This is a genomic window from Streptomyces sp. NPDC001100 (assembly GCF_053598575.1).
Genome location: NZ_JBSFKO010000047.1, coordinates 13279 through 31204 on the forward strand (window position 1 = coordinate 13279; position 17926 = coordinate 31204).

12 protein-coding genes are annotated in these 17926 nt (G+C 71.7%); 4 read left to right on the forward strand and 8 right to left on the reverse strand.

Annotated features, from left to right (window positions below):
• The first annotated feature begins 1 nt into the window (after window position 1).
• The 3 genes from ACWDEW_RS42540 (at window position 2) to glpK (ending at window position 4298) form a co-directional block, all read left to right on the forward strand.
• Window positions 2-1654, forward strand: a complete 1653-nt coding sequence (locus ACWDEW_RS42540) for an EAL domain-containing protein (protein WP_450520779.1) — start codon at window positions 2-4, stop codon at window positions 1652-1654.
• 336 nt (window positions 1655-1990) lie between these two features.
• Window positions 1991-2716 carry an MIP/aquaporin family protein gene (locus ACWDEW_RS42545; protein ID WP_362982694.1) on the forward strand — a complete coding sequence of 242 codons (726 nt, stop codon included), beginning with the start codon at window positions 1991-1993 and terminating at the stop codon, window positions 2714-2716.
• 70 nt (window positions 2717-2786) lie between these two features.
• Complete coding sequence (glpK, locus tag ACWDEW_RS42550) at window positions 2787-4298, forward strand: glycerol kinase GlpK (RefSeq protein WP_450520780.1); 1512 nt, start codon at window positions 2787-2789, stop codon at window positions 4296-4298.
• A gap of 96 nt (window positions 4299-4394) precedes the next feature.
• Here glpK and ACWDEW_RS42555 read toward each other — a convergent pair whose 3' ends face one another.
• From ACWDEW_RS42555 to ACWDEW_RS42570, 4 genes are all read right to left on the reverse strand, one after another.
• On the reverse strand, window positions 4395-5000 hold the full coding sequence (locus ACWDEW_RS42555; RefSeq protein ID WP_450520782.1) for a GTP-binding protein: 606 nt from the start codon (window positions 4998-5000) through the stop codon (window positions 4395-4397).
• 71 nt (window positions 5001-5071) lie between these two features.
• Window positions 5072-5467: a DUF742 domain-containing protein gene (locus ACWDEW_RS42560; RefSeq protein ID WP_450520784.1), complete on the reverse strand. Its 396-nt coding sequence runs from the start codon at window positions 5465-5467 to the stop codon at window positions 5072-5074.
• 9 nt (window positions 5468-5476) lie between these two features.
• Window positions 5477-5911, reverse strand: coding sequence for a roadblock/LC7 domain-containing protein (locus ACWDEW_RS42565; protein ID WP_093624343.1), 435 nt, complete (start codon window positions 5909-5911; stop codon window positions 5477-5479).
• Window positions 5908-8745 (reverse strand): nitrate- and nitrite sensing domain-containing protein, encoded by a 2838-nt coding sequence (locus ACWDEW_RS42570; protein WP_450520786.1) that lies wholly within the window; start codon window positions 8743-8745, stop codon window positions 5908-5910. Before ACWDEW_RS42570 ends, ACWDEW_RS42565 begins: the two co-directional genes overlap by 4 nt.
• A 418-nt stretch (window positions 8746-9163) precedes the next feature.
• On the opposite strand from ACWDEW_RS42570, the gene ACWDEW_RS42575 reads away from it, so the two are divergent.
• Complete coding sequence (locus tag ACWDEW_RS42575; protein ID WP_450520788.1) at window positions 9164-9712, forward strand: hypothetical protein; 549 nt, start codon at window positions 9164-9166, stop codon at window positions 9710-9712.
• 7 nt (window positions 9713-9719) lie between these two features.
• Here the strand turns inward: ACWDEW_RS42575 and ACWDEW_RS42580 are convergent, their stop codons facing one another.
• The 4 genes from ACWDEW_RS42580 to ACWDEW_RS42595 form a co-directional block, all read right to left on the reverse strand.
• Window positions 9720-14444: a hypothetical protein gene (locus ACWDEW_RS42580; protein ID WP_450520789.1), complete on the reverse strand. Its 4725-nt coding sequence runs from the start codon at window positions 14442-14444 to the stop codon at window positions 9720-9722.
• 66 nt (window positions 14445-14510) lie between these two features.
• The gene (locus tag ACWDEW_RS42585; protein WP_450520790.1) at window positions 14511-15389 is read right to left on the reverse strand and encodes a hypothetical protein; all 879 of its coding nucleotides are present in this window, start codon (window positions 15387-15389) and stop codon (window positions 14511-14513) included.
• A gap of 77 nt (window positions 15390-15466) precedes the next feature.
• Window positions 15467-16993 (reverse strand): hypothetical protein, encoded by a 1527-nt coding sequence (locus ACWDEW_RS42590; protein WP_093624351.1) that lies wholly within the window; start codon window positions 16991-16993, stop codon window positions 15467-15469.
• A gap of 100 nt (window positions 16994-17093) precedes the next feature.
• Window positions 17094-17801, reverse strand: coding sequence for a GntR family transcriptional regulator (locus ACWDEW_RS42595; RefSeq protein WP_450520791.1), 708 nt, complete (start codon window positions 17799-17801; stop codon window positions 17094-17096).
• Window positions 17802-17926 lie beyond the last annotated feature (125 nt).

Genomic DNA, 17926 nt, shown 5'->3' on the forward strand with positions numbered 1-17926 from the left:
CGTGCGCTCCAGGACGGACACTCTCCGCTTCGCCTTCCAGCCGGTGGTCAATCTGACCACCGGTGGAATCGCGGGCCTGGAGGTGCTGGTCCGCCCGGAGACCGGCGACATCCTGGCCGAGGCCCGCCGCGATCCCGAACTCGACGGCAAGCTCGCCGTGTTGGCGGTCCGCGCCGCCGCCCGCAAGGAGACGCTGCTGCCGTTGCACATCAATGTGTTCGCCGGCACCCTCGCCGACCTCGGCGGGCTCACCGCGCTGCACAGCGCGGTCCGCGAGTCCGGACGCCTGCCGTGGGAGGTGACGGTCGACGTCGTCCCACCGTTCACGCACGTGCCGCGACGGGCGCTCCTGGAGGCGGTGTCCGCGCTGCGCGGCGAGGGCTTCCGGATCAGTGCGGACGGCGTCGGCGACGGTGACGTACCCCTGCGGCTGCTCACGGACCTCGCGCCCGACCTGGTGAAGCTCGACGCGTCGCTGCTGGAGCGGCCGGCCGCGGTGCGCGCCATGCGGACCCTGTGCGAGGAGTTGGGCGCCCTGCTGTCCGTGGAGGGGGTGGAGACCGAGGCGCAGTGCGCTCAGGCCCGGGCGGCCGGGGCCCAGTTGGCGCAGGGCCAGCTGTTCGCGCCACCGACGCGGATCCCGGCGGCGGACGTATACGTTCCACCCCGTGTCCCCGGTCTCGCCATGACGCAGTCGTCGGGGCCGTGGGTACGGGAGTTCGTGCGGCCGGCCGCACTGCTGCCCGACACCGCGTCCGCCGGCCAGGTGCGGGCGTTGCTGACCGGCTCGCCCGATGTCTCCGGAGTGGTGCTCGTGGACCGGGACGGGGTGCCGGTCCGGTCGGTGCACCGGTCCCGCTTCCTGCTGTCGATGTCGGGGCGCTACGGCCACGCCCTGTACGCCGACCGGCCCGCGGCCAAACTCGGGGACGAACCGCGGACGGTGGGCGTCGACGCGACCGCCTGGGAGGTCCTGGACGTCGTCGCGGTCGGCGACGCGGACCGTACGTCGGACGACGTGGCGGTCGTCGACCGGTACGGGCGATGTGTGGGCGTCGTACGGCTGGCGGACCTGGTACGGGCGTTGGCGGAGACGCGGGTGGAGGAGGCGGCGGGTCTCAACCCGCTGACCAGGCTGCCCGGTTCGGACGCGATCACCGGCGAGGTGGACCGGCGGATCGCGGACGGCCGGACGTTCGCGCTGAGCTGGCTGGATGTCGACCACTTCAAGCAGGTCAACGACGGGGCCGGGTTCGCGGCGGGCGACGAGTTGATCCGCTCGGTGGGACGAGCGCTGCAGTTGACGGCGTCCGGGCACACGCGCGTGGGGCACATCGGCGGCGACGACTTCCTGGTGCTCACCGATCCGGAGGGGCTGGAGCCGCTCGCCGCGACCGTGCTGGAGGTGCCCTGGGCGGCCGGTGGCCGGACCGTGACGCTGTCCCTGGCCACCGTGCTGTGCGTCCCGGGCAGCGTGACCGACCACCGGCAGGCGGCGGCGTCGCTGGCTCCGCTGAAGCAGGCGGCGAAGGCGCTGGACGGCACGAGCTGGGTGCTGGGCCGGGCGGGGCTGGACGGGTACGAGATCCTGTGCGGCGCCCCCACGGTGCCCGTACGGGCCTCCCGCACGGCGGCGGAGCCCCGCGGGCACTGAGCGGATCCTGCGGCGTCCTACGGGGCTCCAGGGGCCGTCAGGGCGGGTGTCACCGTTGCCGTCCGCGACCTTGACGCTCCTTCGGCACCGGTGAACACTTCCCGGTGTCGGTCGACATCGCCGTACATTCTCGGCGTACCAGGCACTGCGCCGCGCGGGCCGCACCCGCGCTCGGGCCCACTCCCCCACGGGCGATCTCGGCTGCGACGGCACGCTCGTCACGGACGCCGGGCGGGGCTCGGGACCCTCCCTGCCTTCGGCTGAAGTCGCCAAGGGAACCGCACCCTGCACGGAGGACCGGGGCCGACCGTCCCGGGCCCGGGCCTAGGAGCCGCCATGAGCAACGGAGACATATTCGTCGGTGAGGTCATCGGCACCGCGATCCTGATCCTCTTCGGCGCCGGCGTGGTCGCCGCCGTCGTACTGAACTACTCCAAGGCACAGAACTCCGGTTGGATCGTCATCGCCTTCGGATGGGGCTTCGGCGTGATGGCCGGTGCGTACACGGCCGCGCCGCTGTCCGGCGGTCAGCTCAATCCGGCGGTCACGATCGGGATCGCCATCGACACCGGGAAGTGGGACAAGGTCCCGCTCTACATCGCGGGACAGATGGTCGGCGCCATGCTCGGCGCGGTGCTGTGCTGGCTGGTCTACTTCGCGCAGTTCCAGGCCAACGCCGAGGAGGAGATGGCGCAGCCCACGCTCGGGATCTTCTCCACCACGCCCACGATCCGCAATGTCGTGGCGAACCTGATGACGGAGATCATCGCGACCGTCGCGCTGGTCCTGCCCATCCTGGCCTTCGGGCTCACCAAGGGACTGGGCACGTCCGGCACGGCGGTACTCGTCGTCTCCTTCCTGGTGGTCGGCATCGGTCTGTCGCTCGGCGGGCCCACCGGGTACGCCATCAACCCGGCCCGGGACCTCGGCCCCCGCATCGTCCACGCGCTGCTGCCGATCCCCAACAAGGGGACCTCGGACTGGAGTTACGCGTGGATCCCGGTGGTGGGGCCACTGATCGGCGGGGCGCTCGCCGGAGTCATCTTCAACGCGGCCTTCTGACAACAGTGTTCGAGCAGTCATCCGAGAGCAGCCCTCTGAAGGATCCGAAGGAAACGACAAAGGGGTCGTCATGACGGACAGGTTCGTCGCCGCAATCGACCAGGGCACCACTTCCAGCCGCTGCATCGTCTTCAACCAGGACGGCGCGATCGTCGCCGTCGACCAGCGTGAGCACCGCCAGATCTTCCCGAAGCCTGGCTGGGTGGAGCACGACGCCACCGAGATCTGGTCCAAGGTGCAGGCGGTGGTCGCCGGGGCGATCGCCAAGGCCGGACTCCGTGCCGACCAGCTCAGCGCGCTCGGCATCACCAACCAGCGCGAGACGACGGTCCTCTGGGACCGCGCCACCGGCAAACCCGTGCACAACGCCATCGTGTGGCAGGACACCCGCACCGCCCCCCTGTGCAAGCAACTGGGCGGCTCGGACGGGCCGGACCGGTTCCGCGAACAGACCGGACTGCCGCTCGCCAGCTACTTCTCCGGGCCCAAGGCGGCCTGGCTGCTCGACAACGTGCCCGGTCTCAGGGACCGCGCCGAGCGCGGCGAGATCGCTTTCGGGACGATCGACTCCTGGCTGATCTGGAACCTCACCGGCGGCACCGACGGCGGACGGCACGTCACCGACGTGACGAACGCCGGGCGCACCATGCTGATGAACCTGGAGACCCTCCAGTGGGACCCGTCCATCCTCTCCGCGATGAACGTGCCCGAGGCGATCCTCCCCGAGATCAGGTCCTCGGCCGAGGTCTACGGCACCGCGGTCGGCCAGCTCGCGGGCGTGCCCGTGGCATCGGCCCTGGGCGACCAGCAGGCCGCCGTGTTCGGGCAGGCCTGCTACGACGTGGGCACCGCGAAGAACACCTACGGCACGGGCAGCTTCCTGCTGCTCAATACCGGGAACCGGCCGGTGCCCTCGAAGAACGGGCTCCTCACGACGATGGGCTACAAGATCGGCGACGAGGCGCCGGTCTACTGCCTGGAGGGATCAATAGCCATCACGGGCGCGCTCGTTCAGTGGTTCCGGGACCAGCTCGGCATCATCCGCACCGCCGACGAGATCGAGCCCCTGGCCGAGAGCGTGGACGACAACGGCGGCGCGTACATCGTGCCCGCGTTCTCCGGGCTGTTCGCCCCCTACTGGCGCTCGGACGCGCGCGGTGTCGTCACCGGGCTGACGCGGTACGTCACGAAGGCGCACCTCGCGCGCGCGGTGCTGGAGGCGACGAGCTGGCAGACGCGGGAGGTCGTGGACGCCATGTTCCAGGACTCCGGGGTGCAGATCACCACCCTGAAGGTGGACGGCGGCATGACCAAGAACAACCTGCTGATGCAGCATCAGGCCGACGTGCTCGACGTGCCGGTGATCCGGCCCAAGGTCTCCGAGACGACCTGCCTGGGCGCCGCCTACGCGGCCGGGCTAGCCACCGGTGTGTGGAACGGCCTGGACGAGCTGAAGTCGCACTGGCAGAAGGACGTCGAGTGGACGCCTTCCATGGAGTCCTCGGTGCGGGACCGCGAGTACCACAACTGGCGCAAGGCCGTGGAGAAGAGCTTCGGCTGGCTGGAGGAGGGCGACAACTAGGCACGCGCGCGTGGTTGATGAGGCACACGCGCGTGCGTCCTTCGAGGAGCTGCGGCTCGTACCCCGGTCGGCGGAGGTACGGGCCGCGCCCGCGGCTCAGCTGGTGACGCTCTGGCGGCGCTTCGCGCCGTAGGCCATCGCGTGCTGGACGACCTCGATGAGGACTTCCTTGACCGACGACCGGTCGCGCGCGTCGCAGAGCATGAGCGGTACGTCCTGGTCGAGGTCCAGGGCCTGCCGTACGGTCTCCACCGGATAACGGGCGGCGCCCGCGAAGCAGTTGACGCCGACGACGAAGGGTATGGAGCGCCGCTCGAAGTAGTCGAGGGCCGCGAAGCAGTCCTCCAGGCGGCGGGTGTCGGCGAGTACGACGGCGCCCAGCGAGCCCTCGGAGAGCTCGTCCCACATGAACCAGAAGCGCTCCTGACCCGGTGTGCCGAACAGGTAGAGCACGAGGTCGTCCCGCAGGGTGATGCGGCCGAAGTCCATGGCCACGGTGGTGGTGTGCTTGCCCTCCACCCCACTGGTGTCGTCGACCGGACGTCCTGCCTCGGTGAGCAGTTCCTCCGTGCGCAGCGGCCTGATCTCGCTGACCGCGCCGACGAGGGTGGTCTTGCCCACGCCGAAGCCGCCGGCCACCAGGATCTTGAGCGTGACGGGCTCGACCGGAGGCTTGCCTCGCTCAGAACGCCCGAAGATCATCGATCTCTTCTCCTGCTTGATGGGGGGCGGGTCCTACTTGATGAGGGGGGCGCGGGTCGGGTCCGCGCCGGTCACAGTGCCCGGAGGCCGCTGATGACGTCGCGGAGAATACTCTCGTCGACCAGTTCGGCCGGGGGTACGGGCCGTGAGACGTGGACGAGTTCCCCGTCCACGAGGTCTCCGATGAGGACCCGTATCACGCCGATGGGCAGGTCGAGTTCGGCGGCGAGTTCGGCGACCGACTGCGGGGCGTCACGGCACAGACCGACGATGTCCACGTGTTCCGGGGACAGCGCCTGGTCCGCCTCGGAGTCGTCCGCCCGGGACTCCGCGACCACCACCGCGATCAGGTCGAGGCGGTGCTGTCCCGCGCTGGTGGTACGGCCGCGCGTCATCGCGTACGGACGGACGACCGGTCCGGCCTCGTCGTCGAACCAGTGGCCTCTTCCCTGACCGTCTCTGCTCATGTCACTTCACTACCCGCCGGAGGACAGATCGGTGCGCGGAGCCGCGCCGAGATGCACACCGACCCGCTTCACGAGCAGTGTCATCTCGTAGGCGACCTGTCCGACGTCCGAGTCCGCGTCGGCGAGGACGGCGAGGCAGCTGCCGTCACCGGCGGCCGTCACGAACAGGAAGGCCTCGTCGAGCTCTACGACGGTCTGCCGTACGCTGCCCGCCTCGAAGTGCCGGCCGACACCCTTGGCGAGGCTGTGGAAGCCGGAGGCCACGGCGGCCAGGTGTTCGCTGTCCTCGCGGGTCAGATCCTGGGACACGCCGGTGGGCAGACCGTCGCCGGAGAGCACGATCGCCTTGCGGATGCTGGCGACGCGCTCGACGAGGTCGTCGAGGAGCCAGTTCAGTCCGCGCTGGTCGGTCGTGTCGTGGCCGGTCGCCTTTGGTGCGGTCATCGACCGTCCCCCTTAGTTCCTTGTGCTGTGCCGCCTTGGGCGTCGTCGCCCTCGGCGTTCTCCTCGCGGCCGCGCTGCCAGCCGCGCTGGAGCGAGGCCATCCGGCTGCGTACCTCGTCGGCGTCGCGCTCCACGACCTCCGCCGGGCTCGTGGTGCGCCGTTCGGGGTCCTTCTTCAGCTGCGGGGCCAGGTTGGCCTGGCGCACACGTCTGGGCAACGCCCCGGGGTCGGGCCCGGTTCCGCGCGGTGAGGATTCGGAGTCGGGAACGCTGGACGCGATCTCGGCACGCCGGGTGCGTCGGGGAAGGGCCGGAGCCTCGGACGGTTCACCGAGTCCGCGCCCCGGAGCGGTCTCGGCGCGCCCGACGGGCACGTCGGTGCGGCGCCGTAGCGGCGTGTCACCGCGCCGTCGGGCCGGCAGCGGTGCCGGACCGTCCGTTTCGGATCGACCTGTGTTCGGAGCTTCCGAGGAACCGTCGAATCCACCGTCTCCGGAGTCCCCCGGGTCCCTTCGGGAACGCTGTTCCACGACCGGGCGCCCATGGGAACTCACGAGCTTGGGCGTCCGGCGACGGGGCAGCGGAAGCGGTTCGCCCCGTTGGGCGCCCGCATCCGCGCGCGGTCCGTCGTGGGCCTCGGAGAGCTGCTGGCGCGGGTCTACGGGGCGGACGGGGGCGAGGTCGTCCCGGAGGCCCGGGCGGCGAGGGCGGAAGACCTCGCCGCGCCCGGCGTCCCCGTCGTCGAGCGCGTTCGGGAAGCCGGCGGGGGCGTTCAGGTCGACCGGGGCCTCCAGTTCGACCGGCCCGTCCAGGAGGGCGGGCGGCAGGCCGGGAAGCTTCACGGGCACCTTGGAGAGCGCGGAGCGGTGCCCCTCCTCGAACTCGGCCTCCTTCGTCGGCTGGGGCCGGTCGAGGCGGAAGCCGATGCCGTTGGTGTCCGGGACCTCGTCGCTCAGCAGGGCGTCGGGGATGAACACGACGGCGGTCGTGCCGCCGTACGGGGAGGGCTGGAGGGAGACGCGGACGTTCTGCCGCTGGGCAAGCCGGCTGACCACGAACAGTCCGAGCCGGTCGGTGTCGGAGAGTTCGAACTCGGGTGTCTCGGCGAGCCGGAGGTTGGCGTCCAGGAGTGCCTCGGCCGCCATGCCGAGGCCGCGGTCGTGGATCTCCAGGGTGAAGCCGTTGGCGACCCGCTCCCCCAGGACCTGGACGGCGGTGTGCGGCGGGGAGAACACCGTGGCGTTCTCCAGGAGTTCGGCCACCAGGTGGGTGAGGTCGGCGACGGCGGGGCCGGTGACGGCGATCCGCGGCAGCCGGCGGACCTCGATGCGCTCGTAGTCCTCGACCTCGGCGACGGCCGCGCGGACGATGTCCATGAGCTGGACCGGCTTGCGCCACTGCCGGGACGGGGCGGCCCCGGAGAGGATCACCAGGCCCTCGGCGTGGCGGCGCATACGGGTCGTCAGGTGGTCGAGGCGGAACAGGTCGGCGAGTTCGTCGGTGTCCTCGGTCCTGCGCTCCATGGTGTCGAGCAGGGTGAGCTGCTTGTGCAGCAGGACCTGGCTGCGCCGGGCGAGGTTGACGAAGACCTCGGAGACGCCGGAGCGCAACTCGGCCTGTTTGACGGCGGCTTCGACGGCGGCGCGCTGCAGGGTGTTGAGTGCCTGGCCGACCTCGCCGATCTCGTTGCGGTCGTACTCCAGGCGCGGGACCTCGGTCTCCACGTCGACGACTTCGCCGACAGACAGGCGGCGCATCACGCTGGGCAGCCGGACACCGGACGCCTCGTGGGCGTCCAGGCGGAGTTGGCGCAGGTCGCGGATGAGACCGCGGCCGATGCGCACGGACAGGAAGAGCGAGAGGAGCAGGGCGATCAGGCCGAGGACACCGGCGACGGCGGCCTTGAGGATGACGTTCATCGCGACGGGGCGGACGCGGTCCTGATAACGGTCGTTGGCCTGGTCGTCGAGGGTGCCGAGCTTGTCCAGCACGGCACCGGCCGCGGTGTTCCAGGTCTGTGCGGTGACGTTGCGGGGCTCGCCGGACCCGGAGGAGACGGCGGCCTGTTCGGCCACACGCAGCGGGGCGCTGGCCGCGTTCTTCCAGAAGCGGTCGAAGTGGTCGCGCTCCGAGGAGGGCAGCAGCGGCAGGTTGATGTCGTACAGCAGGGTGCGCTGGGCCACGAGGTCGGAGACCGCGCGGGTCTCGTCCCGGGTCAGTTTGCCGACGATCAGCGAGGAACCGAGCAACGCGTCCTCGCGGGAGAGGAGTTCACGCGCGCGTGCGAGGTTGACGAGGGCGCGGTATTGCTTGTCCATCTCCACGTTGTCGACGACGTGGAGGTTGGTCAGCAGCACGTAGCAGGGGTCGATCAGGCGGTTGTACAGATCGAGGGCCTGGGCGCGGTTGACGGTGCCGTCCTCGACGCTGCGTCGCAGGGACTGCAGGCCGTCGAAGGCGTCGAGCACGGCGGAGACGCGGCTGTCGGTGGCCTGGCCCATCGCGTCGCGGACGTCGGGGTTCCGGGCGTTCCTGCGGATCTTTGCGACGGCTTCGTCGGTCGCGGTGCGGCTGCGCTTCAGGTCGGTGAGGCCGTCGGCGGCGCGCGGGTCGGCGAGATAGACCAGCGACTGGCGCCGTTCCTGCTGGATGACGCGGACCGTGTCCTCGGTGGGGTAGCCGATCTTCTCGACGACCGACGACACGTTGAACAGGTCTCCGGCCGCCCGACCGGTGAGGACCGTGGCGAACGCCCAGATCGCGGTCAGGGACACGAGCGGCACGAGAAGGAGCGCCACGATCTTCCGGCGGATGGACTTCCCGCGAAAGCGCATGGCCTCCCCCAGCTGGACCCCCGCCGGCCGGGGGTACACATGTGCGTCAACAAACGGCGCGAGCCTACTACTGACACACAGGTAACTCGAAGAGCTGTCCGGAGCGTGAACTTCCGCACCAGGGACCGGACATGGGGAGGTGTCAGGGCATTGCGGGAGATTGCCGCCCTGATTCCGCGACGTTCGCCGGACCTGACCGGATCGACCCACTTGGCCAGTTGGCTGGAAATTTTCGTTCCTTGGGAATCTTCGCGGGATGTTGTTCGTCTTTCTCTACGGGATATGGGTGCGGAACCGGCCACAGGAGCCGCATCCGCATCCGGGCGGCGTAAAACAGGGCAGGCCGGGCACCCACTGGGGAGCCGGAGTCTTCGGACTCGGGAGCGAGTGGTGTACCGGCGGTGGGGAGGACACGTTGATGGGCACGGCGGAGCGGCAAGAGGTGCTTGAGGACGGCGCGGCGGCGCGGTCGACGGGGGACGGCGAGGCTCCGGCGCGCTCGGGCGCACCGAAGGCGGCAGGGTTCGAGAGGCCGCGTGCGGCCCGCGCGACAGCCGAACAGCAGGAGTACTACAGGCCGTTGTGGATCGAGGAGCCCGCGCGTCGGCGGCGGCTGCCCGATCCGGTGCGTACGGCGGCAGTACGGGCGGTGATCATCATCGCCGTGACGCTGATCCAGGCGACGGTGGCGTTCCTGTGCACGATGGCCGGGTCCTGGCTGGCGTTCCCGATGGTGATCAGCAGCGTGGTCAGCACGGTGGTGGCCACCTGGGGCGCCCTCGATGTCTGGGTGACCCGCCAGATGTGGAACCAGCGCAACGGCGTCGTCTCGGAGCCCAGCAGCACGGCACGGGCCCTCCGCCGTGAACGGCGTCGGGCCCAGCGCCAGGCGAAGGCCACCCGGCGGGCGCAGGAGCGGATAGCCCGCAAGGGCGGTGCCGGGCAGCTGTCCCAGTCCCACTCCTGAGGTTCGCCTACGGGGCGGTCGGCGCCGGTCGCTTGAACATGCGGGTCGCCGTGATCTCGCTGTGCACCGACTCCCCTTCTCCGGCGGGGGCCTGCTGCGGCAGTCCCGGCCGGAGGTGTTCCTCCACGCTGATGTACTTGAGGCCGGCCCGCAGGTCGGCGTCATTGCGCAGCCGGATCACCAGCGGGAACTCGGCCAGTGCCGTCGTGTCGAACAGGCCGGTGGTGTAGAGGAGTTGGACGCCGAGCGCGTCGGACACGGCGCGCTGCAGCTCCAGCAAATAGGTGGCGTTGGCCCGTCCAATGGGGTTGTCGAGGAAGAGCGTGCCGGCGTGCCGGTGCTTGTCGCGGCCCCGGTCGTTCGAGCGCAGTGCGGCCATCGTGCAGTACAGGGCGATGGCCGCGGTGAGCAGCTGACCGCCGGAGAACACGTCGCCCATCTGCCCGACGGGCACCCGCTCGGCACGGAGTACGGCATCCGGCTTGAGGATCTCGACGGCAACGCCCTTGGGCTCAAGCGCCGCGCCAACTCCCCGCAGCAGCAGGGACATTCCGTCGCGGCGCATGTCGGAGTTCTTCTTCACGGCGGCGCGGGTGGCCTCGTCGACGACCTCGCCGAGCCGCTCGGTCAGCGTGGCCTGGTCGGGCTCCTCGAAGCGGATGCGCAGGAACTCCTGCCCGGACCACTCGCCGAGCCCCTCCGGGAGCCGGGACAGCCGCTGCGCGGACCGCAGGGTGGCGAGCGCCGACTCGACGAGCCCGCGGAGCCGGTCCACGATCGAGTCGCGGTTGCGTTCCAACTGCGCCAACTCGTCGGTGAGGACCCGGAGTCGGGGCGCGAAGGCGTCGGCCCACTTCTGCGCGTGCTCGGGCAGGGAGGACGCCGGCAACTCACGGATCTGCTGCCGCGCGGGGGTCCGCACCTGCTCGTACCGCGTGGAGTTGGCGTGCCGCACCAGCACATCGCCGGCTTCCCGTACGGCGCCCTCGGCGGCGGACAGGTCGGCGGCGCAGCCGCGCAGCGAGCGGCGGGCCTCGGCCGCGGAGTGCCGGGCCTCCTCCAGGCTGCCCGGGTACGGCTCGGGCTCCTCCTGATCCTCGTCCGAGGAGTGCTCGCGCAGCAGGTCCCGCAGCATCGCGGCGGTCTCGTCGAAGCCGCCGGCCCCGTCCTCGGCGGCGCGGTGGGCGTCGAGGAGTTCGGCGTGCGCCTCGCGGGCCTGGCCCAACGCGTCGGTGCGGGAGGCGACTTCGGCCGTGGCGGTGCGCAGCAGTGCCTGGGCGTGCTCGGCGTCGCGCGGGACCAGTTCCTCGGCCAGCTCGGTGTGTGCCTCGCCGTCCTCGGGCGCGTGCCGTTCGGCCTCGCCGCGCAACCGCCCGAGTTGCTCGCTCGCGTTGGACACCCGGGTCTCCAGCAGCTGCACCAGCTCCTCGGCGCGCGCCGCGGCGGCCTGCCGGGACGGCCCGTCGGAGCCGTCGGGTGACTCCAACAGCTGGGCCGCGCGGGTGCGGACCTTGTTGCTGAGCCGGTCCAACTCGGCGATCGCCGCGCTCTCGTCGCTCTCCGCCCGCGCCTGCTCGGCCCGCAGGTCGGCGCCGACGCCGACCTTCTCGTAGAGCTGGGAGGCGGCCCGATAGGCCTCGCGCAGGGCGGGCAGCGACGGCTTCGGAGCGTCGGGGCCGTCCGCCGGTACGTCGTCGGGGGCGCCCGCGATCTCGGAGCGCTCGGCGCGCAGTGCACGTGCCGTACGGCGGGCGTCGTCGGCCGCGCGCTGGGCGGCGCGGCGGTCCTCGTCGGCGGCGCGGGCGCGCTCCAGGCAGGACTGGGCGCGGGCCTCCGACTCGGTTGCCTCGTCGGCGAGTTCACGCAGCTTGACCTGCCAGCCGGCGCGTTCCCGCAGCCGGAAGGCGAGTCCGGCGAGGGCGTCGGCGGCACGGCGGGTCTTCTGCGCGGTCTCCTGCCGCTCGTCGCGCACCTGGGCTGCCTCGGCGGCGGCTTCGTCGGCCTCGGCGCGCAGGGTCCGTGCCTCGGCGAGCTCGGCCTCGGCCTCCTCGGCGAACGCGCGCGCATCCCGCGCGGACTGCGCCAGCTCGACCAGCCGCCCGCTCGGACAGCCGGTGCGCCAGGACGCGAGCCGCGCCGCCAGCTCCCGGTCCTTGCCGAGCCGGGCGGCGAGCGCGCGGATCTCCTCGTCCCGCTCGGCGGCCCGCGCGCGCAGCGTCTGCCGCTCCTCGTCGGCGGCGTGCTCGTCGTGCATGGCCGGGTTCGGCGGGACGAGGAACACGTCGGAAGAGGTGCTGTTCTGCGCGTCGGGCGCCGGGGTCGGGGCGAGCAGGGCGGCGGCCGTACCGACGGCCACGGCGGACCGGGGCAGCAGGGCCGCGTCGCTGAGCACCTCGCGGGCACGCGCGTGCGTGTCCGGGTCGGTGATGATCACACCGTCGACCAGCTCGGGCCGGGCGGCCAGCACGCGCGCGTGGTCGACGGGGTCGACGGCCTGGGCGAGGTAGCGCCAGCCGGGCAGGGCCGGGATGCCGTGCTCGCCCAGGTACTCGACGGTGGCCAACACGTCCGGGCCGGGCGGCAGCAGCCCGCCGTCACCGAGCGCGCCGAGGATCCGGGAGTCGTCGGCGGCGGCGGTGCGCAGGTCGAAGAGCTGGCGCTCGCCGGCGGCGACCCCGTCGTCGAGCAGTTCGCGCAACTCGTCGGCGAAGCGGTCGAGTTCCTCCGGGGTGAGGGCGCCTTCGGCGAGGGGGCGGGTGGGGTTGGTGGTGCCGGAGTGGGTGAGGGAGGCGCTGTCGGCGGCAGAACTGCCGCTCGCCGCAACCTCGTTGGCCCCGCGCGGCACAGGCACACCACCGGCACCACCGGCACCACCGGCACCACCGGCACCGGGCAGGCTGAGCAGCTCCGCCAGCCGCTCCTCCCCCGCCAGCCCCTCCGCGAGGCGCCGTTCCGCGTCGTAGGTCCGCTCGGCGGCGGTCGCCGCGTCGGACGCACGGGCCGCCGTCAGCTCCGCACGGGACTCCGCCGAAGCGGCCTCGCGGGCGTGCTCGGACGCCCGGCGGGATGCCTCGCGCGCCGTGTCCCAGGCGGCCACGGCCGTCTTCTCGGCGTCGCTCGCGGCGAGGGCCGCGCGAGCCGGGTCGGCGTCGGGGGCGCTGTCGTCGAGCCAGCCCGCGCGTACCGCCTCGGCGGTCTCCTGCTCGACCTCGGACAGACGCTGGCGCAGATGCCCGATCTCGCTGCGGGCGCGCTGTGCCTCGGTGGCGGCGGAGGTCGCGTCCCGGTGGGAGGTCTCGCCGACCTCCTGGAGGGCGGCAGAGCGCTCCTCGCCCTCGTTGGCGAGGTTCTCGGCGTTCTCCGCGGCCTCGTGCAGGGCCCGTACGAGATCGACGGCTGCCTTGGCGCGAGCGGCGAGCGCCGGTGCGGCGTCCCGCTCGGCCTCGCGGATGGCGACGGCCACGCGCGCGGAGCGATCGGCGGCGGCACGGTGGCGCAGGACGGCCTCGGCGGCCTGCCAGGCGGAGTGCAGGGTGCGGGCGTCGGCGAGTTCGCGCTTCTGCGCGGCGGCGGACTTCTCCGTGGTGGCGAGTGCCAACGAGGCATGCCGGTAGGCCAGTTCCGCGGCGATCAGCGCGCTGCGCTCGCGCGCCCCCTCGGAGTGCGTGACGGCGTACGCGGCGGCCGTGACCCGCTGCGCGAGGTCGGCGGCCCTGACCCGCTCCTGCGCGCCCCGCGCGGACAACCGGCGTGCCAGGGTGCGGGTACGGCGTTCGGCGCCGGTGTGGATGTCACGCGCGCGTGCCCGCGCCTCGGCGGCCTCGACGATCCGGCCGAGCAGGTCCACGGACCCGGCCGTGAAGTCCCGTTCGGCGATCAGTTCGGCGCGCCGTCCCAGCTTGTTGCCGAAGCCGCCGACCAGGTCGGCGAGCCCGTCGGTGTCGCGGGTGTCGGTGACCGCGCGCAGCAGCAGGTCGGTGAAGTCGGAGTCCTTCTTGACCGCGAAGAGACCGGCGGCCTCACCTTCGTCGGCGTTCATCTCCCGCTGGTAGCGGAAGAGTTCGGGGTCGAGTCCGAGGTCGCCCAGGTGCTCGATCCAGCGGTCGTGGATCTCCTCCCAGTGCACTTCGAGGTGCGGATACGCCTTGCCGGCCTCGGTGATGGCGTCCCGGAAGCCCTTCATGGTGCGCCGGCGGCCCTGCGCGCCGGACGCGCCCTCGACGGGCGGCCGTACGGAAGTGGCCTCGGCGACGGGGAGGTTGTCCAGGCTCAGCCCCGGACCGGGCCGGAACGAGTACCAGGCCTCGGCGAACTTCCGCGGGTCGTTGGAGACTTGACGCCCCCGCCACTCGCTGACCTTGCCGACGACCACGCACTCGCCGGTCAGCGTGTGCTGCCACTCCAGGGCGACATGCCCGCAGTCGTCCGCGAGAAGGAACTTGCGCAGCACACCGGAGCTGGCGCCGCCGAGCGTGTTGCGGTGTCCCGGCAGCATCACCGAGAAGATCAGCTTGAGCAGGACGGACTTGCCCCCGCCGTTCTCCAGGAAGAGCACACCGGCGGGCGCGGGGCGGCGCGGCGGGCCGACGGGCTCGTCCTCGAAGAACTCCGCCTGGGTGGGGGCGGGGTCGGGCACGGGCTTGCCCACGCCTCGCAGGTCAAGCACGGTGTCGGCGTAGCGCGCACCGGCGGGCCCGATGGAGTAGAGGCGGACCCGGGACAGCTCGTACATGGCGGACTCTCGTCGTAAGTCTTCGGCAGGTGTGGGGGGTTCGTGGGTCTTCTGGAGGGGCTGGGTTCAGGAGTGGAACGGCAGTCCGGCGTCGGCCACCAGCTCCAGGTCCTCGGTGTCCTCGGCGGGCAGCAGGCTCGCGGTGCCGTCGGTGACCGGGACGACGCCCAGCTCCAGCAGCTCGGCCATGGCGGCGCTGCCTGCCATGTCACGCACCTGGAGCTGGTAGCGGGCGGTCGTGCGGTACGTACCGCCGTTGTCGTCGCCCGTGCGCTGGAGGAAGCCGGAGTCGGTGAGGAACGCGGCGGCCTTGCCGACGATGCCGGTGGTCGAACCGGCGAGTCTGCGGGCGTCCTTGGTGGCTCCGGTCGAGCTGCGTCTGACCCAGATCCGCCAGGCGGCCTCCAGGCCGGGCGCGTCGGTGGCCGGGTCGGTGTTCATGCCCTGCTCGTCGGCCCGCTCCTCCAGGCGCCGACAGGCCTGCCGCACGAAGGCGTCGACGCCGTTGACCGTGACGCGGCCGATGTACCCGTCGTCGGCGAGGTCCTCGGGGCGCGGGAACGCCATCGCGGCGACGGAGAGATGCGCGAGCCCGTGCAGGAAGCGGTCCGCGGAGTCGGCGGCCGTACGACGCGCGTAGTCGCCCATGCGGACGGCGAACACCGAGTCCTCGGCGGCGGTCACGGCCATCCCCGCGCGCGGGGACACTTCCAGTACGACCAGACCGAGCCCCGCCGCCACGGCATCGGCGAGCCGGGCGAACGGCGGATCCTCCCGGTACCGGCGCAGCAGCTCGGCGTATTCCTGGTCCCGCGCGGGCTGCAGCTTGGGCTGCAGCCCGAACGCGACGAGCCGCGCCGCGTCGGCGGCGTCGGCGGGCGTGACAGCGGCGGTCACCGGCGCGGCGGCGGCCTCCGGCTCACTCCATTCGACGTGCTCGCTCACGGTCGGGGCTCCTTGCTGAGGTTCTTCATACAGCGGTCGTTCACGTAACGGTGGTTCACGTCGCGGTCGTTCACGCCTTACGCCGCCTCCGTCCTGCCCGCCGCCATCCCCGCCGCGTCCAACAGGGCCATCCCCACGATGAGATCGGCCCCACCGAACTCGGGATCGTCCAGCTCGGTCCCGTCGTCCACGGCGAACAACAGCTTCGGCTCCCCCTGGCGATACGCGGTACCGACCGGCGGGCTGGCCGCGTGCACAGCCAACAGGGCGACCAGATAAGGCAGTTCGGGATCCTGGCGACGCGCATCGGCAAGCAACCCCGACAGCCTCCGCGGCGCGTCCGCCGGCAGATCGAGCAGCTCCATCGCCGCCGCCAACTGCTCCTCACTGAACCGGCTGTCGTCCGGTGTCGCGATGAGATCCGGCTCCGGCATCTCCGCACCGAGGTGCTCCCGCTCCTGAGGCGGCGTCAGCAGTATGTCGACGAGGTCGCCCACCCGGACGGACACCGGCGTGCGCAGCCCGGTCCCGCGCGCGAAGAACGCGTCGGTGACCCGGATCGCCTGCTCCAGGGGCAGCGGCAGCACCGGCGAGACGAGATGCCCGTAGAGGTCTATCCCCGACGTCGTCATGGGCGTGGCGAAGGCCTGCCGGTCCTGCTCCGCGCGGAACAGCGGTCCGGCCTCCAGGAGACGCGACTGGAGTTGTGTGTGCCGTCGGATGCAGTCCTTGACGATGTCGACCAACTCGGCGGCGCGGCGCTTCTGTTCGGGGTCCTCGGACTCGTCGCGGGCCTTGCGGATGTTGGTGAGGATCGCGTTCTCGTGGCGGTAGCGGTCGGCCACGTGGTCGAGTGCCTCGGCGATCATGTCGGGCACGGCGTTGAGCCAGTCCACCGCGCGGACGTTGCGCCGGGTGGCGTCGAGGGCGCGGCGCAGGGTCTCCGAGTACTGCACGGTGCGGTACCGGGCCTGCTCGGCGGCCAGTTGGGCGTCGGCGAGCCGACCGCGGCTGATCAGTACCTCCAGCTTGACCTCGGCGGCGATCTGCGCGCTGGTGACGTCGGTGTCGAGGGCGCCCACGAGGACGTTGACGGCCTCGTCCGTCGTACGGAGGTAGACGCTGCCGCCGTAGCCGGGGACCTCCTCGATCAGCTTGAAGTCGTAGTCGCGGCGCACATAGGTCCCGTCCTGGGCGAAGGTGCCGTAGACCGTGCGGAAGCCGCGGTCCACGCTGCCGACGTTGATCAGGTTCTCCAGGACCCAGCGGGCGACGCGCTCGTGCTCGGTCACGGGGCGCTGTGGGGCCTGGGCGGCGATGCGCGGGATGAGCCTGGCCACTATCTGGTCGTGGTCGGCACCCGTGTCGAAGTCCATGTTGAGGGTGACCAGGTCGATGGCGGCGAGGGCCACCTCCGCCATGCCATAGACCGAGTACTCGCCGGCGAGATTGGCCTTGCGTGCGTCGAGGTCGTGCAGCGGCGCGGTGCAGGCGAGCGCGCGAAGTCGCCGCGCCAGTCCCTCGTCGGCGGCCGGGCCCGGGGCGGGGCGCGGCCCCGCGCTGAACTGGGGCGGAACGCTGTCCGTCGATGCAGGCGAAGTCACGCTGCACAGACTAGGTCCTCGGTCTGACAACGACCCAAACGACGCAGAAGCGACTACGGCCACAGCACCGTGCGGGGGTGGGCAGGGCGCCGTGCCCTCGTCAGCCGAGGGCCGTGCCGTCCTCGCCGACCCGCTGCCGGTACGCGTCGACGACCCGTTCGAGCGAGTCGTCGAGGTAGACCGCGAGCAGTCTCTCGGCCTCGGTGGCGTCGCCCGCCTGGAGCGCCTGGAGGATCAGGCGGTTGCGCTGGAGGTACGGCTCGTGGAGCGCCCTGGGGTCGTCCACGAGGTGGAAGGCGAGCCGGAGTTCGGCGAAGACGCTGCGCATCAGCTCGTCGGTGCGGGCGCTGCCGGCGAGGGCGACGAGTTCCCGGTGGAAGTGGATATTGGCCGTACCCACTCCTTTCCAGTCATCCTCGACGGACGCCAACTGCCCCTCGGTCACGGCCGCGGCGAGCTGTTCGACGGCGTACGGCGGCTCGCCGAGCCCGCGGACGACGGCGCACTCGACGAGGCGGCGGGTGCGGTAGATGTCCTCGACGTCCTCGACGCTCAGGACCCGGACGAAGACGCCCCGGTTCAACTCGTGGACGAGCAGACGCTCATGGGTGAGCAGTCGGAACGCCTCGCGGAGTGTGTTGCGCGACACACCGAGTGCCCCGCCGATGCTGTCCTCCGAGAGTCGGGTCCCCGGCGGGAAATAGCCCTCGGCGATACGGCTTCTGAGGATGTCCGAGACGCGTTCGGCGGTGCTCGTGCGGCCCAGGAGGGCTCGGTCGTCGGCGAGGCCCGCCAGCTGATCTGCCATGCCCGGAATTCAACCGCAGATATAAGAACGAAACAACATGCCTCTTGAAGGATCGTTCAACGATCCTCTACTTTACTTTCCACGGCGCCACCCGCTCACCCCGGCGCCCACGGCTCCCGCACGGC